The organism is Pseudonocardia sp. DSM 110487 (assembly GCF_019468565.1).
GTDB lineage: Bacteria > Actinomycetota > Actinomycetes > Mycobacteriales > Pseudonocardiaceae > Pseudonocardia.
In genome coordinates this window covers 9,206,646-9,229,678 of sequence record NZ_CP080521.1, presented here as the reverse complement: position 1 = coordinate 9,229,678, position 23,033 = coordinate 9,206,646, and the positions used below count along the sequence as shown (strand labels likewise).

General features: G+C 70.3%; 16 protein-coding genes. 14 read left to right on the top strand and 2 right to left on the bottom strand.

Features of this window, described 5'->3' with window-relative positions; genetic code table 11:
• Positions 1-2 precede the first annotated feature (2 nt).
• From K1T35_RS43440 to rplL, 11 genes are all read left to right on the top strand, one after another.
• Positions 3-842, top strand: a complete 840-nt coding sequence (locus K1T35_RS43440; protein ID WP_220263227.1) for an ABC transporter permease — start codon at positions 3-5, stop codon at positions 840-842.
• Positions 839-2,146, top strand: coding sequence for an MCE family protein (locus K1T35_RS43435; protein WP_220257473.1), 1,308 nt, complete (start codon positions 839-841; stop codon positions 2,144-2,146). Before K1T35_RS43440 ends, K1T35_RS43435 begins: the two co-directional genes overlap by 4 nt.
• Positions 2,143-3,336 (top strand): MCE family protein, encoded by a 1,194-nt coding sequence (locus tag K1T35_RS43430; RefSeq protein WP_220257472.1) that lies wholly within the window; start codon positions 2,143-2,145, stop codon positions 3,334-3,336. Before K1T35_RS43435 ends, K1T35_RS43430 begins: the two co-directional genes overlap by 4 nt.
• Positions 3,336-4,301: an MCE family protein gene (locus K1T35_RS43425; RefSeq protein ID WP_220257471.1), complete on the top strand. Its 966-nt coding sequence runs from the start codon at positions 3,336-3,338 to the stop codon at positions 4,299-4,301. The genes K1T35_RS43430 and K1T35_RS43425 overlap by 1 nt, the downstream gene beginning before the upstream one ends.
• On the top strand, positions 4,301-5,686 hold the full coding sequence (locus K1T35_RS43420; RefSeq protein ID WP_220257470.1) for an MCE family protein: 1,386 nt from the start codon (positions 4,301-4,303) through the stop codon (positions 5,684-5,686). The genes K1T35_RS43425 and K1T35_RS43420 overlap by 1 nt, the downstream gene beginning before the upstream one ends.
• On the top strand, positions 5,683-6,936 hold the full coding sequence (locus tag K1T35_RS43415; protein WP_220257469.1) for an MCE family protein: 1,254 nt from the start codon (positions 5,683-5,685) through the stop codon (positions 6,934-6,936). Before K1T35_RS43420 ends, K1T35_RS43415 begins: the two co-directional genes overlap by 4 nt.
• Positions 6,933-8,174, top strand: a complete 1,242-nt coding sequence (locus K1T35_RS43410) for an MlaD family protein (RefSeq protein WP_220257468.1) — start codon at positions 6,933-6,935, stop codon at positions 8,172-8,174. The genes K1T35_RS43415 and K1T35_RS43410 overlap by 4 nt, the downstream gene beginning before the upstream one ends.
• Before the next feature lie 42 nt (positions 8,175-8,216).
• A complete protein-coding gene (locus tag K1T35_RS43405) occupies positions 8,217-8,786 on the top strand; it encodes a hypothetical protein (protein ID WP_220257467.1) in 570 nt (189 codons plus the stop codon).
• A 79-nt stretch (positions 8,787-8,865) separates the two neighbouring features.
• Positions 8,866-9,747, top strand: a complete 882-nt coding sequence (locus K1T35_RS43400) for a hypothetical protein (protein ID WP_220257466.1) — start codon at positions 8,866-8,868, stop codon at positions 9,745-9,747.
• Between the two features lie 264 nt (positions 9,748-10,011).
• Entirely contained in the window at positions 10,012-10,593 is a 582-nt protein-coding gene (gene rplJ / locus K1T35_RS43395; RefSeq protein ID WP_220257465.1) for a 50S ribosomal protein L10, read from the top strand.
• 54 nt (positions 10,594-10,647) lie between these two features.
• Complete coding sequence (gene rplL / locus K1T35_RS43390) at positions 10,648-11,037, top strand: 50S ribosomal protein L7/L12 (protein ID WP_220257464.1); 390 nt, start codon at positions 10,648-10,650, stop codon at positions 11,035-11,037.
• Between the two features lie 59 nt (positions 11,038-11,096).
• Here rplL and K1T35_RS43385 read toward each other — a convergent pair whose 3' ends face one another.
• On the bottom strand, positions 11,097-12,761 hold the full coding sequence (locus tag K1T35_RS43385; RefSeq protein ID WP_220257463.1) for a long-chain fatty acid--CoA ligase: 1,665 nt from the start codon (positions 12,759-12,761) through the stop codon (positions 11,097-11,099).
• Positions 12,762-13,389: 628 nt separating this feature from the next.
• Here K1T35_RS43385 and K1T35_RS43380 point away from each other — a divergent pair.
• Both K1T35_RS43380 and K1T35_RS43375 read left to right on the top strand, forming a co-directional pair.
• Positions 13,390-16,908 (top strand): DNA-directed RNA polymerase subunit beta, encoded by a 3,519-nt coding sequence (locus K1T35_RS43380; protein WP_220257462.1) that lies wholly within the window; start codon positions 13,390-13,392, stop codon positions 16,906-16,908.
• Between the two features lie 35 nt (positions 16,909-16,943).
• Positions 16,944-20,867, top strand: coding sequence for a DNA-directed RNA polymerase subunit beta' (locus tag K1T35_RS43375; protein ID WP_220257461.1), 3,924 nt, complete (start codon positions 16,944-16,946; stop codon positions 20,865-20,867).
• A gap of 187 nt (positions 20,868-21,054) precedes the next feature.
• Here the strand turns inward: K1T35_RS43375 and K1T35_RS43370 are convergent, their stop codons facing one another.
• Entirely contained in the window at positions 21,055-22,254 is a 1,200-nt protein-coding gene (locus K1T35_RS43370) for an FAD-dependent monooxygenase (RefSeq protein ID WP_220257460.1), read from the bottom strand.
• Between the two features lie 109 nt (positions 22,255-22,363).
• Here K1T35_RS43370 and K1T35_RS43365 point away from each other — a divergent pair, with 109 nt between their 5' ends.
• On the top strand, positions 22,364-22,987 hold the full coding sequence (locus K1T35_RS43365; RefSeq protein WP_220257459.1) for a TetR/AcrR family transcriptional regulator: 624 nt from the start codon (positions 22,364-22,366) through the stop codon (positions 22,985-22,987).
• Positions 22,988-23,033: the final 46 nt, after the last annotated feature.

The window sequence follows — 23,033 nt, the reverse complement described above, 5'->3', positions numbered from 1 at the left end:
CGTTGGCACTGCTGAACGGCCGGGCGCGGCGCGCGGTGAACGCCCCGCTGAACGTCCTCGACCAGCTGGGCGACCAGCTCTCGCTCTACGTCCGCGCGATCGCGTGGACACCGCGCACGCTGCGCCGCTACCGGGGTGAGATCGGGCGCCTGCTCGCCGAGGTCAGCTTCGGGTCAGGGGCGCTCATCGTCATCCTCGGCACGGCGGGCGTCATGCTGTCGCTGTCGCTGTTCGTCGGCAGCCTCGTGGGCCTGCAGGGCTTCCGTGCGCTCGACTCGCTGGGTGTCGAGGCGCTCACCGGCTTCATCACGGCCTACTTCAACACGCGCGACATCGCCCCGCTCGTCGCCGCGGCCGCGCTGACGGCCACGCTCGGCGCGGGCTTCACCGCGCAGCTTGGCGCGATGCGGATCTCGGAGGAGGTCGACGCGCTGGAGGTGATGGCGGTGCCCAGCGTGCCGTTCCTCATCACCACGCGCATGATCGCCGGCGTCATCGCGATCATCCCGATGTACACGATCGGCCTGCTGGCGAGCTTCGCGGCCTCCCGGTTGAACGTCACGATGATCAACGGCCTCGCCGGCGGAACGTACGACCACTACTTCGACCTGTTCCTGCCGGTCAGCGACGTCCTGTACTCGTACCTCAAGGTGATCGTCTTCGCGATCGTGATCATCTTGATCCACTGCCACTACGGGTACACCGCACGCGGTGGCCCCGCGGGCGTCGGCATCGCGGTGGGTCGCTCGGTGCGGCTGTCGATCGTGAGCACCGCGATCCTCGACTTCTTCCTCACGCTGGTGCTGTTCGGCACCGAGACGTCCGTGCGGGTGGCCGGATGAGGCGTCGCTTGCTGGGGTTGCTCTTCGTCGTCGTGTTGCTGGCGCTCGCGGGGCTGTCGGTCGGGCGCTACGCCGGTGTGTTCGACCGCGGCGTGCCGGTCACGCTGCAGGTAGACCGCGTCGGCAACCAGCTCGCCGAGAAGGCCGACGTCAAGGTGCGCGGGCTGGACGTCGGGCGGGTCACCTCCGTCACCACCAACGGCGAGATGGCCTCTGTCGAGCTGCTCATCGACCCGGACAAGGCCGACCTGATCCCGTCGAACGTCTCCGCGCGACTGATCCCCAAGACGCTCTTCGGCGAGCGGTACGTCTCGCTCGTGCTGCCCGACGGTCCGCGGGCGCAGCCCCTCGCGGCAGGGGACGTGATCCCGATGGACCGCAGCGCGTCGGCCCGCGAGCTGGAGCGGGTGCTCGACGGCCTGCTGCCGCTGCTCACCGCCGTGAAGCCGGAGGAGCTGGCCACGACGCTCGGCGCGATGTCGCAGGCGCTCGAAGGTCGTGGCGAGAACCTCGGGCAGACGCTGGTGCGGTTGCAGCAGCTGACGTCGGGGCTGCGCCCGTCGATCCCGGACCTCAAGGCCGACATCAGCGAGCTCGCCGACTTCGCGGGCAACGTGGACGAAGCGGCCCCCGACCTGCTCGACGCGCTGGAGGACTTCACCGTCACCAGCCGCACGGTTGTGGAGCAGCGCGCCGAGCTGCGTGAGCTCTTCACCAGCGTCACCGCGGCGTCGGACGACCTGCGCGCGTTCCTCGACGCGAACGGCGACAACATCATCGCGCTGGCCGACTCGGCGCGCCCGACGCTCGCGACGCTCGCCCGGTACTCGCCGGAGTTCCCGTGCCTGTTCGACCAGCTGGCCGGGCTCGTGCCGCGGCTCGACGAGGCGTTCGGCGCGGGCAGCGACAACCCCGGCCTCCGCGCCACGATCGAGATCGTCGCGAGCCAGGGCAAGTACATCCCGAACCAGGACGAGCCGCGCTACCTCGACGACCGCGGCCCTCGCTGTTACCCGATCACGATCCCGGGGCCGGAGCAGCCGCCGGACGGGCCGTTCAAGGACGGTACGAAGCCGAACGACAACCCTTCGGTCGGCACCCAGTTCGGCGACCCGGAGGACTTCGGCGCCGTGCCGTCCTCCTACTCCGGCGCCGACATGGGCGTGCCCAACTCGCCGGGTGAGCGCCAGATCGTGAACGAGTTGCTCGCACTCCAGCAGGGCACGACGCCCGACGCCATGCCGGCGTGGAGCTCGATGCTGGTCGGACCGCTCTACCGCGGGACCGAGGTGAAGGTGACATGACCCGGTTCCCCGTCGGCCCGCTGGTCAAGTTCCTGTCGCTCGCGGTGGTGGTGGCGCTCTGCACCACCGTGCTCGCCCTGACGATCGCCAACGCGTCCGGCGGCGCGCGCACCACCTACACGGCGCGCTTCACCGATGCCAGCGGCCTGCTGCCCGGCGACGACGTCCGGATCGCGGGCGTGATCGTCGGGAGCGTCGACGACGTGCGGATCGTCGACCGGCGGTTCGCGGAGGTCGCGTTCAGCGTGGCGCAGGACCAGCCGCTACCGGCGTCGGTCGGGGCGTCGATCCTGTACCGGAACCTCATCGGGCAGCGCTATCTCGCGCTGGAGCAGGGCCCTGGACCCACGGGCGAGACGCTGCCGGACGGCGGCACGATCCCGGTGGAGCGCACGCGCCCGCCGCTCAACCTCACCGTGCTGTTCAACGGGTTCAAGCCGCTGCTCACCGCGCTCGACCCGGAGCAGGTCAACCAGCTCTCGTTCGAGATCATCCAGGTGCTGCAGGGCCAGGGCGGCACCGTCAAGAGCCTGCTCGCCCACACGGCCTCGCTCACCAACACCCTCGCCGACCGCGACGAGGTGATCGGCCAGGTGATCGACAACCTGAACGCGGTGCTCGAGACCGTGAACGCGCGCGACGGGCAGCTGTCGGAGCTCATCAGCTCGCTGCAGGCGCTGGTGTCCGGCCTCGCCGAGGACCGCGAGCCGATCGGCGAGGCGATCGTCTCGATCGGTGAGCTCACGCACGTCACCGCCGGTTTCCTCGAGGACGCCCGGCCGCCGCTGAAGGACGACATCGGGCACCTCGGCGACCTCGCCGAGAACCTCAACGCGCAGGACGAGCGGCTCGAGCAGACGATCAAGAACCTGCCGCCGAAGCTCAAGAAGGTCATCCGGGCGGGCAGCTACGGCAGCTGGTTCAACTTCTACCTGTGCGGGGCGAGCGGGAAGGTCGGCCTCTCGCCGTACATCCAGCCCTTCGAGATCCCGGTGTTCACCAGCGGCCAGCCGCGCTGCGGATCCGACCCCGATGGCGGGGACAGCGGGAACACGGACTCGCTCGCCGGGCTGCCCCTGCCCGACCTGCCCCTGCCCGAGCTGCCACTGCCGGGCGGCGACTCCGGCGTGCCTGACCTGCCCGCCCCCGACCTGCCTCTGCTGCCCGACCTGTCGCTAGGGGGCAGCTGATGCCGGGCACCCGCAACCCCGTGGCGACGGCGGTCATCGGCCTGCTGGTGATCGTGCTCGTCGTGGTGCTCGCGTTCAACGGCCCCGCGCTCTTCGGCGGCGGTACCACGTACAAGGCCGAGTTCCGCGAGGCGGCAGGGCTCACGGCAGGCGACATGGTCACGGTGGCGGGCGTCGAGGCAGGCCGCGTGCAGGACGTGGAGCTCGAGGGTGACCACGTGCTGGTCACGTTCAAGGTCACCGACGCGTGGGTGGGCGATCGCACGTCGGCGTCGATCGAGATCCGCACCCTGCTCGGCGCCAAGACCCTCGCCCTCGACCCGCAGGGCGACGAGGAGCTGCGCGCCGACCGGACCATTCCGCTCTCGCGCACCTCGTCGCCGTTCGACGTGGTGGAGGCGTTCGACGGGCTGTCGGGCACCCTCGACCAGATCGACACCGGGCAGCTCGCGGACAGCCTCGACACGCTCTCCGAGACGTTCCGCGACACCCCGCCCGAGATCAGAGGCGCGCTCGACGGGCTGTCGCGGCTGTCCACCACGATCGCGAGCCGCGACGAGGAGATCCGCAGGCTGCTCGCGGGCACCCACGAGCTCGCGGGCGTGCTGGCCGACCGCAACGGCGAGGTGGAGAAGCTGCTGAAGGACGGCAACCTGCTGCTCGGCGAGCTCCAGCGTCGCCGCGAGGCGATCAGCAAGCTGCTCGACGGCACCATCGCGCTGTCCGAGCAGCTGCGCGGCCTGGTCGCCGACAACGAGGAGCAGCTGCGGCCCACCCTCGAACAGCTCGACCGGGTGGCGGCGCTCTTGCAGCGCAACCGCGACTCGCTCGGTGCCGGCATCCGCGACCTCGCGGTGTTCGTGCGGCTCTTCACGAACGCCACGGGCAACGGCGAGTGGTTCGACAACTACGTCTGCGCCCTGCTCCCGCCCTCGGTGGGCCCGATCAACCCCGGGGGATGCTGATGGCGCTCACCGGAACCGACCGAAGGCAGCTGCAGCTCACCGGGCTCGTCGCCGTGATCGCCGTGCTGGTTGCCGGCGGTCTCTACCTCGTGCTGCGGCACCCGTCCCGGATGGTCACCGCCTACTTCACGTCGGCGACCGGCGTGTTCGAGGACAACTCGGTGCGGGTGCTCGGCGTGCCGGTCGGCGACGTCGTCGGCATCACCCCCGAGGGCACCCGGGTGCGCGTCGAGATGCGCATCGACGATCCCGACCTCAAGCTCCCGGCCGACGCGAAGGCGATCGTCATCTCGCCGAGCCTTGTGACCGGCCGCTACGTCCAGCTCGCCCCCACCTGGTCCAGCGGGCCCGAGCTCGAGGACGGCGCCGTGATCCCGATCGAGCGCACCGCGGTGCCGCTCGGCGTCGACGACCTCGCGCGCACGGCCGACCAGCTCGCACGGGCTTTGGGCCCGGACGGCGTCAACTCCCAGGGCGCGCTGTCGGACGCACTCGACGTCGGCGCTGCCAACCTCGACGGCAACGGCAGGGCGCTGAACGACACGATCCGCAACCTCGGGGAGCTCTCGGGCACCCTCGCCGACTCCCGCGAGGATCTCTTCGGCACGGTGAAGGAGCTCCAGTCCTTCACGTCCATGCTCGCCGCGAACGACGGCGAGGTCCGCGAGTTCAACAAGCGGCTCGAGGACGTCGCCGGGTTCCTCGCCGACGAGCGCGGCGACCTGGCCACCGCGGTGCGCGAGCTGTCCATCGCGCTCGGCGAGGTGGCCGACTTCGTCAAGGACAACCGGGACCTCGTCAAGTCGAACGTCGACAAGCTCACCGACGTCACCGAGGTGGTCGTCGACCAGCGCAAGGCCCTCGCCGAGGTCCTCGACGTCGCGCCCGCCGCGCTCGGCAACCTCTCGCTGGCCTACAACGGCTCGTCCGGCACCCTCGACACCCGGGCGAACATCAACGAGCTCACGATGCCGATCCCGGCGCTGGTCTGCGAGCAGCTGCGCCGGAACGGAGGCATCCCGGAGCAGCTGACGGATGCGTGCGGGACGCTCGCCCCGGTCCTGGATGGACTCGTCCCGCTGCCCAGCGCGGCCGAGGTGATCACGGCGCTGCAGAGCGGCCAGCCCCCGCCCGTGCCGGGCCTCGCACTGCCGACCGAGAAGGCGCCCGCGGCCCCGCAGGCGGCGCTGCCGCTGCCCGGCCTGCCGGCCCCGTCCGCGCAGCCGGAGGGGGAGCGGACGCCGGATACGACCCGGGCGGAGTCGACCACGCGGGTCGAGCCGGACGACGACTCGGAGGGGAGCGACCGGAACCAGGGCACCGAGCAGGACGAGTCCGAGGACCGGTCGGGGGGCCTGTCAGGGCTGTTCGGAGGTGACCGATGACTCGCCGCATCCTCGCCATCGCCACCGCCGCCGTGCTGCTCACGAGCGGCTGCGGCGTGCTGTCGAATGGGCTTCGGGATGTCGACCTTCCCGGTGGCGCGAACCTCGGCGACGACCCGTACCGGCTAACCATCGAGTTCACCGACGTCATCGACCTCGTGCCGCAGTCGCTGGTGAAGGTGGCCGACGTGCCGGTCGGAACGGTCAGCGACATCAGGGTGGGCCCCGACTGGACGGCCGAGGTCACCGTGCTCGTCAACGGTGACGTGGCACTGCCGCCCGATGCCGAGGCCAGGGTGCGCACCACGAGCCTGCTCGGCGAGAAGTTCGTCGAGCTGCTTGCGCCGCGGAACGCCGCGTTCGGCCGGATCGCCGATGGCGCCACGATCCCGCTGCTGCGCACCAGCAGGGCCGCCGAGGTGGAAGAGGTGCTCGGCGCGTTGTCGCTGCTGCTCAACGGCGGCGGCATCGCCCAGATCCGGACGATCGCGAACGAGCTCAACAAGGCCCTCACGGGCAACGAGCCGGAAATCCGCGCCCTGCTCGACGACCTCAACGTGCTCGTCGGGGCGCTGGACGACCACAAGTCCGAGATCACACGGGCCATCGACGAGATCAACCGCCTCGCCAGCACCCTGCGTGACCGCAGGGGGCAGATCGAGACGGCACTGCAGGACCTGCCACCGGGCCTGCGCGAGCTGGAGGACCAGCGCGCCAAGCTCGTCGACATGCTGCAGGCGCTCGACCGGCTCTCCGGGGTTGCCACCGACGTGGTCAACCGCAGCCAAGACGACGTGGTCGCCGATCTCGAGCTGCTGCGGCCGGTCCTGGCGAAGCTCGTCGAGTCCGGGCCCGACCTGGTGAACTCGCTGAGCCTCCTGCCGACCTTCCCGTTCAGCGACGGGACCATGGACGCGTTCGCGGGCGACTACTCCAACCTGTACGCGAAGCTCGACCTCGACCTGAGCAGCCTCCTGCAGAACATGGCGCGCTCCGGCCAGCCGTTCCCCGGCCCGGACGGCCCGCTCGGCATGCTCCCGCCCACCTCACAGCTGCTCGCGCCGCTGCTCGGCCCGACGAGCCCGTCGCTGCCGGACTTCCCGTTGCTCGGCCAGGGCGACCTGCTGCCGATACCCGGCGAGGTCCCGGCCACCCCGAGCCCCGACCCGGAAGCGCCGGAACGGTCCACCACCCCCGAGCCCACCCGCGGCGGCGGCGTGCTCGGCGGCCTGCTCGGAGGTGGCGAATGATCACGAGGATCATCCGGCTGCAGCTGGTGGCGTTCCTGCTGATCACCGTCATCGGGGTCGGCTACGCCGGCTTCCGCTACGGGGGGTTCGGCGACCTGTTCGGCACCACGACCTATCCGGTGCGCGTGCAGCTCGCCCAGTCCGGCGGGATCTTCACCGGGGCCGACGTGACGTACCGGGGTGTGAGCGTCGGCCGGGTCGGCGCGCTCACGATCGTTCCCGAAGGGGTGGAGGCACAGCTCGACATCAGGCGGGACGCCCCGGCGATCCCCGCCGACGTCGACGCGGCCGTCCACAACCTCTCCGCGATCGGCGAGCAGTACGTCGACCTGCTGCCGGCGAGCGACGGCGCTCCGTACCTCCATGACGGCTCGGTGATCCCGGTGGCGCGCACGAGCACGCCGGTGCCGGTCGAGCAGCTGATCGTGAGCCTCGACGACTTCGTTCGCTCGGTGCCGCTCGACTCGCTGCGCACCGTCGTCGACGAGCTCGGCGACGCCTTCTCCAACACCGCGCTACCGCTGCAGAAGCTCCTCGACACCACCAACGCGTTCACCGAGGACGCAGTGGACGCGCTGCCGGAGACGACGCGGCTCATCGAGGACGGCCGCACGGTGCTCACCACGCAGAACGACGTCGCGGGCTCCTTCCAGAGCTTCAGCGAGGACCTCGCGCTGCTCGCCGACCAGCTCGCCGAGTCCGACCCGGACCTGCGCAGGCTCATGGAGACGGGCCCGGAGGCGTCCACCCAGATCAGGGGCCTGCTGCGGGAGAGCGGCAGCGGCCTCGGGGAGCTGGTCGCCGACCTGCTCACGGTCTCCCGCGTGGCCGAGCCCCGCCAGGCCGCGCTCCGGCAGATCCTCGTGACCTACCCCGGCGTCACGACCACGACCTACACCGTCGTGCCCGGTGACGGCACCGCGCACCTCGGGCTCGTGCTCTCGAACCTCTTCGACCCGTACCCCTGCACCCGGGGGTACGAGGGCACCAACCGGCGCCCGGGCAGCGACGTGTCGGATGCGCCGATCAACCGCAAGGCATACTGCGCCGAACCGCCCGGAAGCCCGATCGACGTCCGCGGCGCGCAGAACGTCCCGCACGCGAAGACCCCGACGCCGCCCGCCAACGCGCCGTCCGGGCCACCGGACGGCGGCGCGCCCGCCGGTTCAGCCCCCGTCCTCCCCGACAGCGCCGACTCGATCCCCCCGCTCAGCTCCCTGACCCAGATCCTCGACTGACCTGGACAAACCGCGCCGACCCGACCCCCGACGGAGAGCCGCATGACCGTCCTCGAGAAGCCCACCACGCAGCAGAAGGACCCGGACCCGGCACCGTCGCGGCGCCGCTTAGCGATCACGCCGGTCCGCGCGCTCGCCGCACTGGTTGCGCTCGCCGCGGTCGCCGCGCTGTTCTTCGGCGGCGCATGGTTGCTCGCGCTGAACGACGACGGCCTCGAGCTCGCGGCCGAGCGCGAGGCCGTGCTGGTGGACGCCCGGCAGATCGCGATCAACCTCAACACCCTCGACTACCGCAACGTCGGCCCGGGGCTGGACGAGTGGGAGCGGAGCTCCACCGGCACGCTGCTCGACGAGTTCCGCGCCAACAGGGCCGAGTACGAGCAGGTGGTGGCGCAGACCAAGCGGGCGACCGCCGCCACGGTCATGGAAGCCGCCGTCTCCGAACTGGACGTGCGCGCCGGCACCGCCCACGTGCTGGCGGCCGTCGACGTCGAGGTCCGCCCGGAGGGCCAGGCACCGACGATGACCCGCCAGCGGCTCGAGCTGGAGATGACCCGCACCGACCAGGGCTGGAAGGCGAGCCGCCTCGCCCTTGTCCGCACGCCGAGCTGACAGGAGCACCCCGATGCCACCTCGTCCGCGTTCCCCGCGCCCCCGCCCGGCCCCGTCCCGCCGCCCACGGGTGGCCGGCATGGCGCCCACCGTGCCCCGCCCGTCCGAGCGTGTCGAGGACGGCGCGGGCGACGCCGCCGAGACCCAGGTGATCGCGGCGCCCGACCGCCCGTCCGAGCCTGCGCCGCCCGCCGGGAAGGCCGAGCCGAAGCGCCCGCGCCCGAAGCCCGCCCCCGTCGCCGAGCCCGAGGCCGACACCGTCAGCATCGACCGGACCGAGCAGCTCGCGGTCGTCCCCACCGAGACGGATGCGAAGCCGGCGAGCAGGCCCCGCCGGAAGTCGCCTCGGGCCGGCGCGGACGAATCCGCGGAACCCACGGAGACCGTCGAGCGCGGGGACGCCGCCGAGGCGGCCGCAACCGACCGGGCCGCGAGGCCGGCCGCCGTGCTGCGCCGCCATGCCGTACCGCTGCTCGCGGTGGCCGCGGTCGTGCTCGCCACCATTGCCGTGGTCGCCGGCATCCAGGACGCGCACCTGCGCGGGACTCCGGCGGCCGAGAACACGGCGCTGGTCGACGTGGGAACCACCGCCGAGGTGTCCGGGCAGCTGTCCGACGCGATCGAGACCGTGTACTCGTTCGACTTCGCACGGCTCGACGAGAACGAGCAGGCCGCCCGCGACGTGATCACGCCGGAGTTCGCGGCCGATTTCGACCGCCTGTTCGGTGAGGTCAAGGCCAGGGCCCCGCAGCAGCAGGCCGTGGTGTCGGCGACGGTCACCCGCACGGCCGTCAAGGAGATCACCGGCGACAGGGCCGTTCTGGTGGCCTTCGTCGACCAGCAGGCAACCCGTGCCGCCCCTGACGCGCAGTCGCAGCAGCTGGCCGCGGCCGGCCGGCTCGCGGTCACGGGCGAGTACGTGGACGGTCGCTGGAAGATCGCCGCCGTCACGCCTCTCTGACCCCGTCGCGCGAGACGGGAGACAGGGTCGCGTATCCTGGACACCGGTTCCACCGAAGACCGCAGGTCTGTGCCCCTCACGGGGCACACGAAGGCCCCGCATCCGCGGGCGGCCCGCGCAGGAGGACGAGGTCATCGCGAGGTGTGCTTCTCAGCGCCTCGTCACGCCCCGTGCGCTCCTGCGCCGGGGCGTTCGTCGTTTCCGAGGTCGTCGGTGGGTGGCACCGCAGAAGATCCACACCGACCACGACGAGAGGAGGCGAGGATGGCCCGACCCGACAAGGTCGCGGCGGTCGAGGAGATCGCCGAGAAGTTCCGGGGCGCGTCCGCCTCGGTGGTCACCGAGTACCGCGGCCTGACGATGTCCCAGCTGACGACGCTGCGCCGGTCGCTCGGCGACGGTGCGAGTTACCGCGTCGCCAAGAACACGCTGGTCAAGCGCGCCGCAGAGGACGCGGGCGTCAAGATCGAGGAGCTGCTCGTCGGTCCCACGGCGATCACGTTCATCACCGGCGAGCCGGTCGACGCCGCCAAGGCACTGCGCGACTTCGCCAAGACCAACCAGGGCCTGGTGATCAAGGGCGGCTTCATGGACGGTCGCACGCTGACCGTCGCCGAGGTCAACCAGCTCGCCGACCTGGAGTCCCGCGAGGTCCTGCTGTCCAAGCTGGCCGGCGCGATGAAGGGCACCATGGCGAAGGCCGCGGGCCTGTTCGCCGCCCCCGCCTCGCAGGTGGCCCGCCTGGCGCAGGCGCTTGCCGACAAGCGTGCCGAGGAAGAGGGCGGCGGCGCCGCCCCCACCACCGAGGCCCCCACCACCGAGGCCTCGGCCGACGCCGAGAGCTGATCCCACCCCCCAGCTCAGCATCACTGCTCAGCAACACCCCAGAGAGGCACCACCATGGCGAAGCTGTCCACCGACGAGCTGCTCGAGGCCTTCAAGGACCTCACCCTCATCGAGCTGTCGGAGTTCGTGAAGAAGTTCGAGGAGACCTTCGACGTCACCGCGGCCGCCCCGGTCGCCGTGGCCGCCGGCCCGGCCGCCGCCGGTCCCGCCGCCGAGGCCCCCGAGGAGAAGGACGAGTTCAACGTCGTCCTCGAGGCAGCCGGTGACAAGAAGATCCAGGTCATCAAGGTCGTCCGCGAGCTCGTCTCGGGCCTTGGCCTGAAGGAGGCAAAGGACCTCGTCGAGAGCGCCCCGAAGCCGATCCTCGAGGCGGTCGCCAAGGACGCCGCCGAGGCCGCGAAGAAGAAGCTCGAGGACGCCGGCGCCAAGGTCAGCCTGGCCTGACCTCGCGCTCAGCGCACCGCACGAACGGCACCCCCATGACCGGGGGTGCCGTTCGTGTTTCAGCCCCGTGCGCGCAGCTCGCGTCGCAGCAGCTTGCCCGTGACCGTCTTCGGGATCTCGTCGAGGAACTCCACCTGACGCGGGTACTTGTAGGCCGCCATCCGCTCCCGGCAGAACGCGATCAGTTCGGCCTCGTCGGCGCTGCGGCCCGGCCGGAGGCTGACGTAGGCCTTCACCGTCTCGCCGCGGTACGCGTCGGGCACGCCGACCACCGCGGCCTCCCGCACGGCGTCGTGCTCGTAGAGCACGTCCTCCACCTCGCGCGGCCACACCTTGTAGCCGCCCGCGTTGATCTGGTCCTTCTTGCGGTCGACGATGTAGAACCAGCCGTCGGCGTCCATGTACCCGACGTCCCCGGTGTGCAGCGCCCCTCCGGGGATCGCGCCCTCGGTCTCCTCCGGCTTGTTCCAGTAGCCGGGCACGACCTGGGGACCGCTCGTCACGATCTCGCCGATCTCGCCGGGCGGGAGCTCCTCCCCATCGTCGCCGACGATGCGCACGACCGTGTTGTAGATCGGCACGCCGACCGACAGCGCGCCGGACGCCTCGTCCACCGGCGCCTCCGCGCCCTCCGGCACGCCGTGGGACGGTGACGTGGTCTCGGTGAGCCCGTAGATGTTGTGGACGTACTGGCCGAACGCCGCCGAGAACGCCTTCACCGTCGACGGCGGGATCGGTGCGCCACCCGACCAGATCTTCCGCAGCGACGCGAGCGCGTCGCGATCGGCATTCGGGGCGTTCATCAGCGCGATGAACACCGTGATCGACCCGACCGTGAAGGTCGGGCGCTCCTCGCGGATCACGTCGATCGCGAGCGCGGGCTCGAACCGGTGGAACAGCACGAGCGGGGCGCCGAGCAGCAGCGCGGTGGTGATCCCCGCGATGAGTCCCGTGATGTGGAAGAGCGGCGCCACGCCGAGCACGATGTCGTCGACGGTGAGGCCGCACCACTCGCGGTAGGCCTGGCTGTTGAACACCACGTTCCGGTGCGTGTTCATGGCCCCCTTGGGCGGCCCGGTGGTGCCGGAGGTGTAAGTGAGGAACGCGATGTCCTCGGGTGCGAACGACACCGGGGGCGGCGTCCGCTCGCGGAACCGGGCGATCAGCCCGCTCATGTCGACCGTGCCCGGCAGGTCCACGCGCTCGGAGCTGCCGAACGCCCTCGGGTCGTCGCGGCTCTGGTACTCCAGCTCCGACGTCGTGATCACGGTTCGCACCGCGGTGCGGCCGACCACATCGGCCGCGACGTCGCGGTACAGGCTCTGGAGGCACACCAGTACCCGCGCGCCGGAGTCGGTGAGCAGGAGTTCCAGCTCCCGCGCGCGGTTCATCGGATTGATCGGCACGGCGATGCCGCCCGCTTTCCACGTGCCGAGCAGCCCGATGACGAACTGCGGCACGTTCTGCAGGTACAGCGCCACCCGGTCGCCCGCCGCCAGCCCGGCGTCGAGGAGACCGACGGCGAACGCGTCGGAGAGCTCGTCCAGCTCGCGCAGCGTGATCCGGCCGTCGAAGTACCGCACGGCGTCCCCGTCGGGGTTGCGCGCCACCGCGGCGCGGAACATCGCGGGCGCGTCGCCATGCTCGAGCTCCAGATCGTGCGGTTGCCCCGCGTCGTAGCGCGCCAGCCACGGCCGCTCGGCGTACGTCGTTGCGGACATCATCGTCCCTCCCAGGGCTCGGCCCGGTGATTGATCGTCAGCGTGTCCGTGAGACGGTGTCAAGCAACAGCGGCCCCGCCTGACCGAGAGGTGGGCCCGCGCACGGAGGTGACGGTGGCGACACGGTCCGGCGACGGGCCGATGGAGCCGGCGTGCGGACGGCTCTGCCCGGTTCGCCCGTTCGGCGGTCACCCTGACGTGCCGAAGTAGATCGGCGAGTGGCCTCGCAGGCCCCGGAGCTGGGACTCCGCACCGCTCGTCCCGCGAAAAGGACCACTTACCGGCGCGTAGAGTCTTGACGGGATGCGCCCGTCAAGTCACTCTTAGGTCTCGATGGTTGTCTCGGCGACCTGTCTCGACAGCGGCTGCATTTGCAGCTAGACTGCCTCTTTGCGCTGCCCTCGTCCAGCTCCGCGCGCGCTCAGAGGAGTCCTCCCGCTCCAGGGTGTCCCTTCCGGGCTCATGTGCGTCTGGGCGATGGGCTGTGCCATGACAACAGACGGCGTGCGTCGGACCACGCGCCCCGTGTGCCCGCTCGGCCCGGACCTCCCGCCCGGGGCGGACGAGCAGACGGTATCGCGCGGAGCCGGTGCCCGCCAGAACGAGAGCGCAGTTCTCGGAAGGACGCATCTTGGCTTCGTCCCGCGCCACCAGCCCCCTCGCGACCCCCGCGCCCGCTGCCGTCTCGGCCAACCCGAACTTCCCCGGTGCGCCCACAAGGGTCACCTTCGCGAAGATCCGTGAGCCGCTCGAGGTGCCGGACCTCCTCGATCTGCAGATCCAGTCGTTCCAGTGGCTGGTCGGCGACGAGGCGTGGTTCCAGCGCCGGATCGACGCCGGCGACGAGAACCCGGTCGGGGGTCTCGAGGAGATCCTCACGGAGATCTCCCCGATCGAGGACTTCTCCGGCTCGATGTCCCTGTCGTTCTCCGACCCGCGCTTCGACGAGGTCAAGGCCTCCGAAGAGGAGTGTCGCGACAAGGACATGACGTACGCGGCCCCGCTGTTCGTCACGGCCGAGTTCACCAACAACACCACCGGCGAGATCAAGAGCCAGACGGTGTTCATGGGTGACTTCCCGGTGATGACCAGCAAGGGCACGTTCATCATCAACGGCACCGAGCGCGTCGTCGTGTCGCAGCTGGTTCGGTCCCCTGGTATCTACTTCGACCACACGATCGACAAGACCACTGAGAAGGACGTCTACTCGGTCAAGGTCATCCCGAGCCGGGGTGCGTGGCTGGAGTTCGACGTCGACAAGCGCGACACCGTCGGTGTCCGCATCGACCGCAAGCGCCGCCAGCCGGTCACCGTGCTGCTCAAGGCCCTCGGCTGGACCGCCGAGCAGATCCGGGAGCGGTTCGGGTTCTCCGAGACCATCCTCGCCACGCTCGAGAAGGACCACACCGCGGGCCAGGACGAGGCGCTGCTCGACATCTACCGCAAGCTGCGCCCCGGCGAGCCGCCCACCCGTGAGAGCGCCCAGACGCTGCTCGAGAACCTGTTCTTCAAGGACAAGCGCTACGACCTGGCAAAGGTCGGCCGCTACAAGGCCAACAAGAAGCTGGGCCTCGCCATCGACATGACGGTGGGCACGCTCACCGAAGAGGACATCGCCACCACCATCGAGTACCTCGTCCGGCTGCACGCGGGCGACACCTCGATGACGTCCGGCGGGGGCGAGAACGCCGTCGAGATCCCGGTCGAGACCGACGACATCGACCACTTCGGCAACCGTCGCATCCGCACGGTCGGCGAGCTGATCCAGAACCAGGTCCGCGTGGGCCTGTCCCGCATGGAGCGCGTCGTCCGCGAGCGCATGACCACGCAGGACGTCGAGGCCATCACGCCGCAGACCCTGATCAACATCCGCCCGGTCGTGGCGGCGATCAAGGAGTTCTTCGGCACCTCGCAGCTGTCCCAGTTCATGGACCAGCACAACCCGCTCGCCGGGCTGACGCACAAGCGCAGGCTGAACGCGTTGGGCCCGGGCGGTCTGTCCCGGGAGCGGGCGGGCATGGAGGTGCGCGACGTGCACCCCAGCCACTACGGCCGCATGTGTCCGATCGAGACCCCTGAAGGCCCGAACATCGGCCTGATCGGTTCGCTGTCCACGTTCGCGCAGGTCAACCCGTTCGGGTTCATCCAGACGCCGTACCGCAAGGTTGTCGAGGGCCGGGTCACCGAGCAGATCGACTACCTCACGGCCGACGAGGAGGACCGCTTCGTCGTCGCGCAGGCCAACGCGCCGCTCGACGACGACGGCAACTTCCAGGAGGACCGCGTCCTCGTCCGCCGCAAGGGCGGCGAGCTCGACTACATCTCCCCGGCCGGCGTCGACTACATCGACGTCTCGCCGCGGCAGATGGTGTCGGTGGCCACCGCGCTCATCCCGTTCCTCGAGCACGACGACGCCAACCGTGCGCTGATGGGCGCCAACATGCAGCGCCAGTCGGTGCCGCTGCTGCGCAGCGAGGCGCCGCTGGTCGGCACGGGCATGGAGCTGCGTGCCGCGGTCGACGCGGGCGACGTGCTGGTGGCCGACAAGGCCGGTGTGGTCGAGGAGCTGTGCGCCGACTACATCACGGTGATGGCCGACGACGGCACGCGCACCACGTACCGGCTGAACAAGTTCCGCCGGTCCAACCAGGGCACGTGCAACAACCAGAAGCCGATCGTCGACGAGGGCGACCGCGTCGAGGTCGGCCAGGTCATCGCCGACGGGCCGTGCACCGAGGACGGCGAGATGGCCCTCGGCAAGAACCTGCTCGTGGCGATCATGCCGTGGGAGGGCCACAACTACGAGGACGCGATCATCCTCTCGCAGCGTCTCGTGCAGGACGACGTGCTCACGTCGATCCACATCGAGGAGCACGAGATCGATGCCCGCGACACCAAGCTGGGTGCCGAGGAGATCACTCGGGACATCCCGAACGTCTCCGAGGAGGTCCTCGCCGACCTCGACGAGCGCGGCATCATCCGCATCGGTGCCGAGGTCCAGCCGGGCGACATCCTGGTCGGCAAGGTCACCCCGAAGGGCGAGACCGAGCTGACCCCGGAGGAGCGCCTGCTGCGCGCGATCTTCGGCGAGAAGGCCCGTGAGGTGCGCGACACCTCGCTCAAGGTGCCGCACGGCGAGAACGGCAAGGTCATCGGGATCCGCGTCTTCTCCCGCGACGACGAGGACGAGCTGGCGCCCGGCGTCAACGAGCTGGTCCGCGTGTACGTGGCGCAGAAGCGCAAGATCCAGGACGGCGACAAGCTCGCCGGCCGCCACGGCAACAAGGGCGTGATCGGCAAGATCCTGCCCGCCGAGGACATGCCGTTCCTCCCGGACGGCACGCCGGTCGACATCATCCTCAACACCCACGGCGTGCCCCGTCGTATGAACATCGGCCAGGTCCTGGAGACCCACCTCGGGTGGATCGCCAAGTCGGGCTGGGAGATCGACGGCAAGCCCGAGTGGGCGTCGAAGATGCCCGAGGAGCTCTACGCGGTGCCGCCGGGCACGAGGACCGCCACCCCGGTCTTCGACGGCGCGCGCGAGCACGAGATCACCGGGCTGCTCGGATCCACCCGGCCCAACCGCGACGGCGACCGCATGGTCGGCCCCGACGGGAAGGCCACGCTGCTCGACGGGCGTTCCGGCGAGCCGTACCCGTTCCCGGTGGCCGTCGGCTACATGTACATCCTGAAGCTGGCGCACCTGGTGGACGACAAGATCCACGCGCGCTCCACCGGTCCGTACTCGATGATCACGCAGCAGCCCCTGGGTGGTAAGGCCCAGTTCGGCGGCCAGCGGTTCGGCGAGATGGAGTGCTGGGCCATGCAGGCGTACGGCGCCGCCTACACCCTGCAGGAGCTGCTCACCATCAAGTCCGACGACGTGGTGGGCCGCGTGAAGGTGTACGAGGCCATCGTCAAGGGCGAGAACATCCCCGAGCCGGGTATCCCGGAGTCGTTCAAGGTGCTCCTGAAGGAGCTCCAGTCGCTGTGCCTGAACGTCGAGGTGCTCTCCAGCGACGGTGCGGCGATCGAGATGCGCGACACCGACGACGAGGACCTCGAGCGGGCCGCGGCGAACCTGGGCATCAACCTGTCCAGCCGTCCCGGATCCGACTCGATGACCGTCGACGACGTCGTCAACTGACCGCCCGAGCCGAATAACGAACGAAGGACACGATTTTGCTCGACGTCAACTTCTTCGACGAGTTGCGCATCGGCCTGGCCACCGCTGAGGACATCCGCCAGTGGTCGCATGGCGAGGTCAAGAAGCCCGAGACCATCAACTACCGCACCCTCAAGCCGGAGAAGGACGGGCTCTTCTGCGAGAAGATCTTCGGTCCCACCCGCGACTGGGAGTGCTACTGCGGCAAGTACAAGCGCGTCCGGTTCAAGGGCATCATCTGTGAGCGCTGTGGCGTGGAGGTCACCCGCGCCAAGGTGCGGCGCGAGCGGATGGGCCACATCGAGCTGGCCGCCCCGGTCACGCACATCTGGTACTTCAAGGGCGTCCCGAGCCGGCTGGGCTACCTGCTCGACCTGGCTCCCAAGGACCTCGAGAAGATCATCTACTTCGCCGCGTACGTGATCACGTCGGTGAACAAGGACCTGCGCCACCAGGATCTCTCCACGCTCGAGAACGAGATGAGCGTGGAGCGCAAGCGGGTGGAGAACCGCCGCGACGCCGATCTGGAGGCCCGGGCGCAGAAGCTCGAGGCCGACCTGGCCGAGCTGGAGGCGGAGGGCGCCAAGAGCGACGTCCGCCGCAAGGTCAAGGAGGGTGGCGAGCGCGAGATGCGCCAGCTCCGCGACCGCGCCCAGCGCGAGCTGGACCGGCTCGACGAGATCTGGACCTCGTTCACCAAGCTCGATGTCCAGCAGCTGATCGCCGACGAAGGGCTCTACCGCGAGCTCTACGACCGCTACGGCGACTACTTCACCGGGGCGATGGGCGCCGAGGCGATCCAGACCCTGCTGCAGAACTTCGACATCCCGGCCGAGGCCGAGAACCTGCGGGAGACCATCCGCAGCGGCAAGGGGCAGAAGAAGCTCCGCGCCCTCAAGCGCCTCAAGGTCGTCGCGGCGTTCCAGACCACGGGCAACAGCCCGTTGGGCATGGTGCTCGACTGCGTCCCGGTCATCCCGCCGGACCTGCGTCCGATGGTGCAGCTCGACGGTGGCCGCTTCGCCACCTCCGACCTGAACGACCTGTACCGCCGGGTCATCAACCGCAACAACCGCCTCAAGAGGCTGATCGACCTCGGTGCGCCCGAGATCATCGTCAACAACGAGAAGCGGATGCTGCAGGAGGCCGTCGACGCGCTGTTCGACAACGGCCGCCGTGGCCGGCCGGTGACCGGTCCGGGCAACCGTCCGCTCAAGTCGCTGTCCGACCTGCTCAAGGGCAAGCAGGGCCGGTTCCGCCAGAACCTGCTCGGCAAGCGCGTCGACTACTCGGGCCGTTCGGTCATCGTGGTCGGCCCGCAGCTCAAGCTGCACCAGTGCGGCCTGCCCAAGGGCATGGCGCTGGAGCTGTTCAAGCCGTTCGTCATGAAGCGGCTGGTCGACCTCAACCACGCGCAGAACATCAAGTCCGCCAAGCGCATGGTGGAGCGTGGCCGCTCGCAGGTGTGGGACGTGCTCGAGGAGGTCATCTCCGAGCACCCGGTGCTGCTCAACCGCGCACCCACGCTGCACCGCCTCGGCATCCAGGCCTTCGAGCCGCAGCTGGTGGAGGGCAAGGCCATCCAGCTGCACCCGCTGGTCTGCGAGGCGTTCAACGCCGACTTCGACGGTGACCAGATGGCGGTGCACCTGCCGCTGTCGGCCGAGGCGCAGTCCGAGGCCCGGGTGCTGATGCTCTCGAGCAACAACATCCTGTCGCCGGCCTCGGGCCGTCCGCTGGCCATGCCCCGCCTGGACATGGTCACCGGGCTGTACCACCTGAGCCGGCAGCGCGACGAGGCCATGGGCGCGGGCCACGTGTACTCCTCGCCCGCCGAGGCGATCATGGCCTACGACCGGAAGGCGCTGCACCTGCAGGCCCCGATCAAGATCCGCCTCCTCAACGTGGTCCCGCCCGCGGACGTCGTCACCGCGCTCGAGGCCAACGGCTGGCAGGCGGGCGACCCGTGGCTCGCCGAGACCACTCTCGGCCGGGTCATGTTCAACGAGCTCCTGCCGTCGGACTACCCGTACGTCAACGAGCCGCTGCCGAAGAAGCGCCAGGCCACGATCATCAACGACCTGGCCGAGCGGTACTCGATGACCGAGGTCGCGCAGGTCCTCGACCGCCTCAAGGAGGCGGGCTTCTACTGGGCCACGCGCTCCGGCGTCACCCTCGCGATCTCCGACGTCGTCGTGCCGCCGAACAAGCAGCAGATCCTCGACGGCTACGAGGCCAAGGCCGACCAGATCAACAAGCGCTACCAGCGCGGTGCACTGTCGCACCAGGAGCGCAACGACGAGATGGTCAAGATCTGGACCCAGGCGACCGAAGAGGTTGCCCGGGCCATGGAGGAGAACTTCCCCGAGGACAACCCGATCCCGACGATCGTGCAGTCGGGCGCGGCGGGCAACATGACCCAGGTCCGGCAGCTCGCCGGGATGCGTGGTCTGGTGGCCAACCCGAAGGGCGAGTACATCCCCCGTCCGATCAAGTCCAACTTCCGCGAGGGCCTGTCGGTGGGTGAGTACTTCATCTCCACCCACGGCACCCGGAAGGGCCTGGCCGACACGGCGCTGCGCACCGCGGACTCGGGTTACCTCACCCGGCGTCTGGTGGACGTGTCGCAGGACGTCATCGTCCGCGAGCACGACTGCGGCACCGAGCGCGGCATCACGATGCCGGTCACCGAGGAGCTGGCGGACGGGCGCCTGATCCCGCACCGCTACCTGCGCACCTCGGTGTACGCGCGGTCGTCCGGCGAGGACGTCACCGGACCGGACGGCCAGATCATCGTGCGGCGCGGCGACGACCTGGGCGACCCGGCGCTCGACGCGCTGGTGGCCGCGGGCGTGCGGCAGATCAAGGTGCGCAGCGCCCTGACCTGCGCCTCGGGCACCGGTATCTGCGCCATGTGCTACGGCCGCTCGATGGCCACCGGCAAGCTGGTGGACGTCGGCGAGGCCGTCGGCATCGTGGCGGCGCAGTCGATCGGTGAGCCGGGCACGCAGCTGACGATGCGCACGTTCCACCAGGGCGGCGTCGCCGGTGACGACATCACCACCGGTCTGCCCCGTGTCACGGAGCTGTTCGAGGCTCGCGTGCCGAAGGGCAAGGCGCCGATCGCCGACGTGGACGGCCGGATCTCGATCGAGGACGGCGACCGCTTCTGGAAGATCGTCCTCACGCCGGACGACGGCGGCGAGGAGATCGTCTACGAGAAGCTGTCGAAGCGGCAGTGGCTGGCGATGACCTCGGACGATGGCCAGGAGCGCCCGCTGCAGGACGGCGACCACGTGCACGTGGGCCAGCTGCTCCTGGAGGGCACGGCCGACCCGCACGAGGTGCTGCGCGTCATGGGACCGCGCGAGGTGCAGCTGCACCTGGTGCGTGAGGTGCAGAAGGTGTACCGCACGCAGAGCGTGGACATCCATGACAAGCACGTCGAGGTGATCGTCCGGCAGATGCTCCGCCGGGTCACGATCATCGACTCGGGTGCCACCGAGTTCCTGCCCGGCGCGCTCGCCGAGCGGGCCGAGTTCGAGTCGGAGAACCGGCGCGTGGTGGCCGAGGGCGGCGAGCCGGCCTCGGGCCGTCCGGTGCTCATGGGGATCACGAAGGCCTCGCTGGCCACGGAGTCGTGGCTGTCCGCGGCTTCGTTCCAGGAGACCACGAAGATCCTCACCGATGCCGCGATCAACGGAAAGCGCGACAAGCTCGTCGGGCTCAAGGAGAACGTGATCATCGGCAAGCTGATCCCGGCGGGCACCGGCATCAACCGGTACCGCAACATCCAGGTCCAGCCCACGGAGGAGGCCCGCGCGGCCGCCTACGCGCTGCCGAGCTACGACGACGGCTACTACAGCCCCGACGTGTTCGGCACGGGCACCGGTGCCGCGGTGCCGCTGGACGACTACGACTTCGGGCGCGACTACCGGTAGGTAGCGCAATCCGGCACGAGGGCGACGGTCCTCGTGCCGGATGCCCGATGCCCATGAACGGGGCCGGACACCTCTCTCCCGTGGAGGTGACCGGCCCCGTTCGTGCTTCCGGTGGCCGCGGCGTACATGATCGTTTCGAGAGCTCACTGAGCGCCCTCGTGAGGGCCGATTCCTGCATCTCAGATCGTCAACGGAGGATTGTGCGGGCGCTGTTCATCCGGTCAACGGGGTAGGCGTCCAGGCTCACCGCGTTCGCCGCACCCTCCGTGAGCCGCACGAACAGGGGGAGTAGTAGGCGGCTCGAGAGCATCCGGTACGTGCGGTTGCGGCTGCGGATCTTCCTCGCGGTCGGTGGGGCAAGGAAGGGGCCTGCGTTGCGCGCCTGCTTCTGCCCGCTGGTGGCGCCCTTGCGCAGCGCGGCCTCGTACCGAGCGAAGGCGGCGGTGTGGTCACCGGTCGCCGCGAGCTCCGCGGCCAGTACGTAGGCGCCCGTCATCGCCAGTCCCGTGCCGCTGCCGCCCGGGCCCGCGGCCCATGCCGCGTCCCCGAGCAGAGCGATGCGGCCCCGCGACCAGCGGTCGAGGTGGATCTGCGCGAACTGGTCGAACCACAGGTCGGTGGCCGTGGCGAGCCCGGTGAGGACCCGCGGCACCTGCCACCCGGCGTGGGTGAAGTGGTCGGTCAGGAGCCCGACGATCTGTTCGCGGTCGCCGCGGTCGTACGCGAGCGGCGGGGCGGCGAACACCAGCCCGACGTCGGCGGTCGAGCGGGTGCGGCCGCTGGAGACCATCACGCCGAGGCCCGGCTCGTTGTAGAGCAGGCCGGAGTGGTCGAGGTCGAAGTGGTTGGGGACGCTGAAGCCGGCCTGGTAGAAGCCGAGGAAGGTGGAGAACCGCTCCTCCGGGCCCCAAGCGAGGGACCGCACCCCGGAATGCGCCCCGTCCGCGCCGACCACGAGGTCGAAGCGGCGCGACCCGCCGCGCTCGAACGTGACGTCGACGGCGCCCGCGTCCTGCGTGAGCTCGGTGATCGAGTCGCCGAAGACGTACTCGGCGTCGTCGCGAGTGCGCTCGTAGAGGAGCTGCGCGAGGTCGCCGCGCTGGATCTCCACCTCGCCGCTCATGAACGCGGCGGGCAGCCGGACCAGCGGCCGGCCGTCCGCGTCGACGACGACCTGGTCTCCCATCCCGGTCTGCGCTGCGCGCACCGCGTCGACGAGGTCCAACCGGCGCAGCAGTTCCATCTGCGCGCCGCGGAAGTCGACGCCGTGACCGCCCGTCCGAACCTCGGGCGCCCGCTCGACGACGGTGATGTCGACGCCGTGGCGGATCAGCCAGTACGCGAGTGTCGGTCCGGCGATGCTCGCGCCGGAGATCAGGACGTGCACGTAGTTCCCCCTTCATCGGAAGCCCCGAGGGACGGTACGCACGTCTTGCACGCTTGGTCAATCCGATTGGTCAAACCGCTTGGGCAAGAGATGGGCTAGCCTTGCGCGCATGGGGAACCGCGAGGACCTCCTCGCCGGCGCGATCACGTGCCTGAAGGAGAAGGGCTGGGCGCGCACCACCGTCCGCGACATCGCGGCGGCCGCGGGCGTGAGCCACGCCGCGATCGGCTACCACTACGGCTCCCGCGAGGCCCTGCTTACCGCGGCGCTCATCCAGGCGATCGACGAGTGGGGCAGCGAGATCGACAGCGCCGTCAGCGCGCGCAGCCTGGCGGACGGATACGAGACGTTCTGGGACGAGACGGTGCGGTCGTACGCCACCCACCTCCCGATGTGGCGCGCGACGATCGACGCCCTGCTGCAGGCCGAGCACAACCCTGCTCTGCGCGCCCAGCTGTCCGACGGTCAGCGGCAGGGCCGCGAGGGGATCGCCGCCGGGCTGCTGGGCATCGAGGAGTCCGCGGTCACCGATGAGCAGGCGCGCACGATCGGCGCGGTGCAGTCGGCCCTGATCTCAGGGGTGCTGATGCAGCACCTGCTCGACCCGGACACGGCCCCCTCGGGCGCCGAGGTGGTCGCCGGGCTGCGCGCGCTGGCAGCCCTGACCGCATCGGACCCGGCCGACGATCGCTCACGCACCCCGGCACCGGTGACGCGCGCCGTCGACGGGTAGCGCGAGCCGGCACGAGCCGCGTGAGCAGACACGGGTTGCGGGGGCG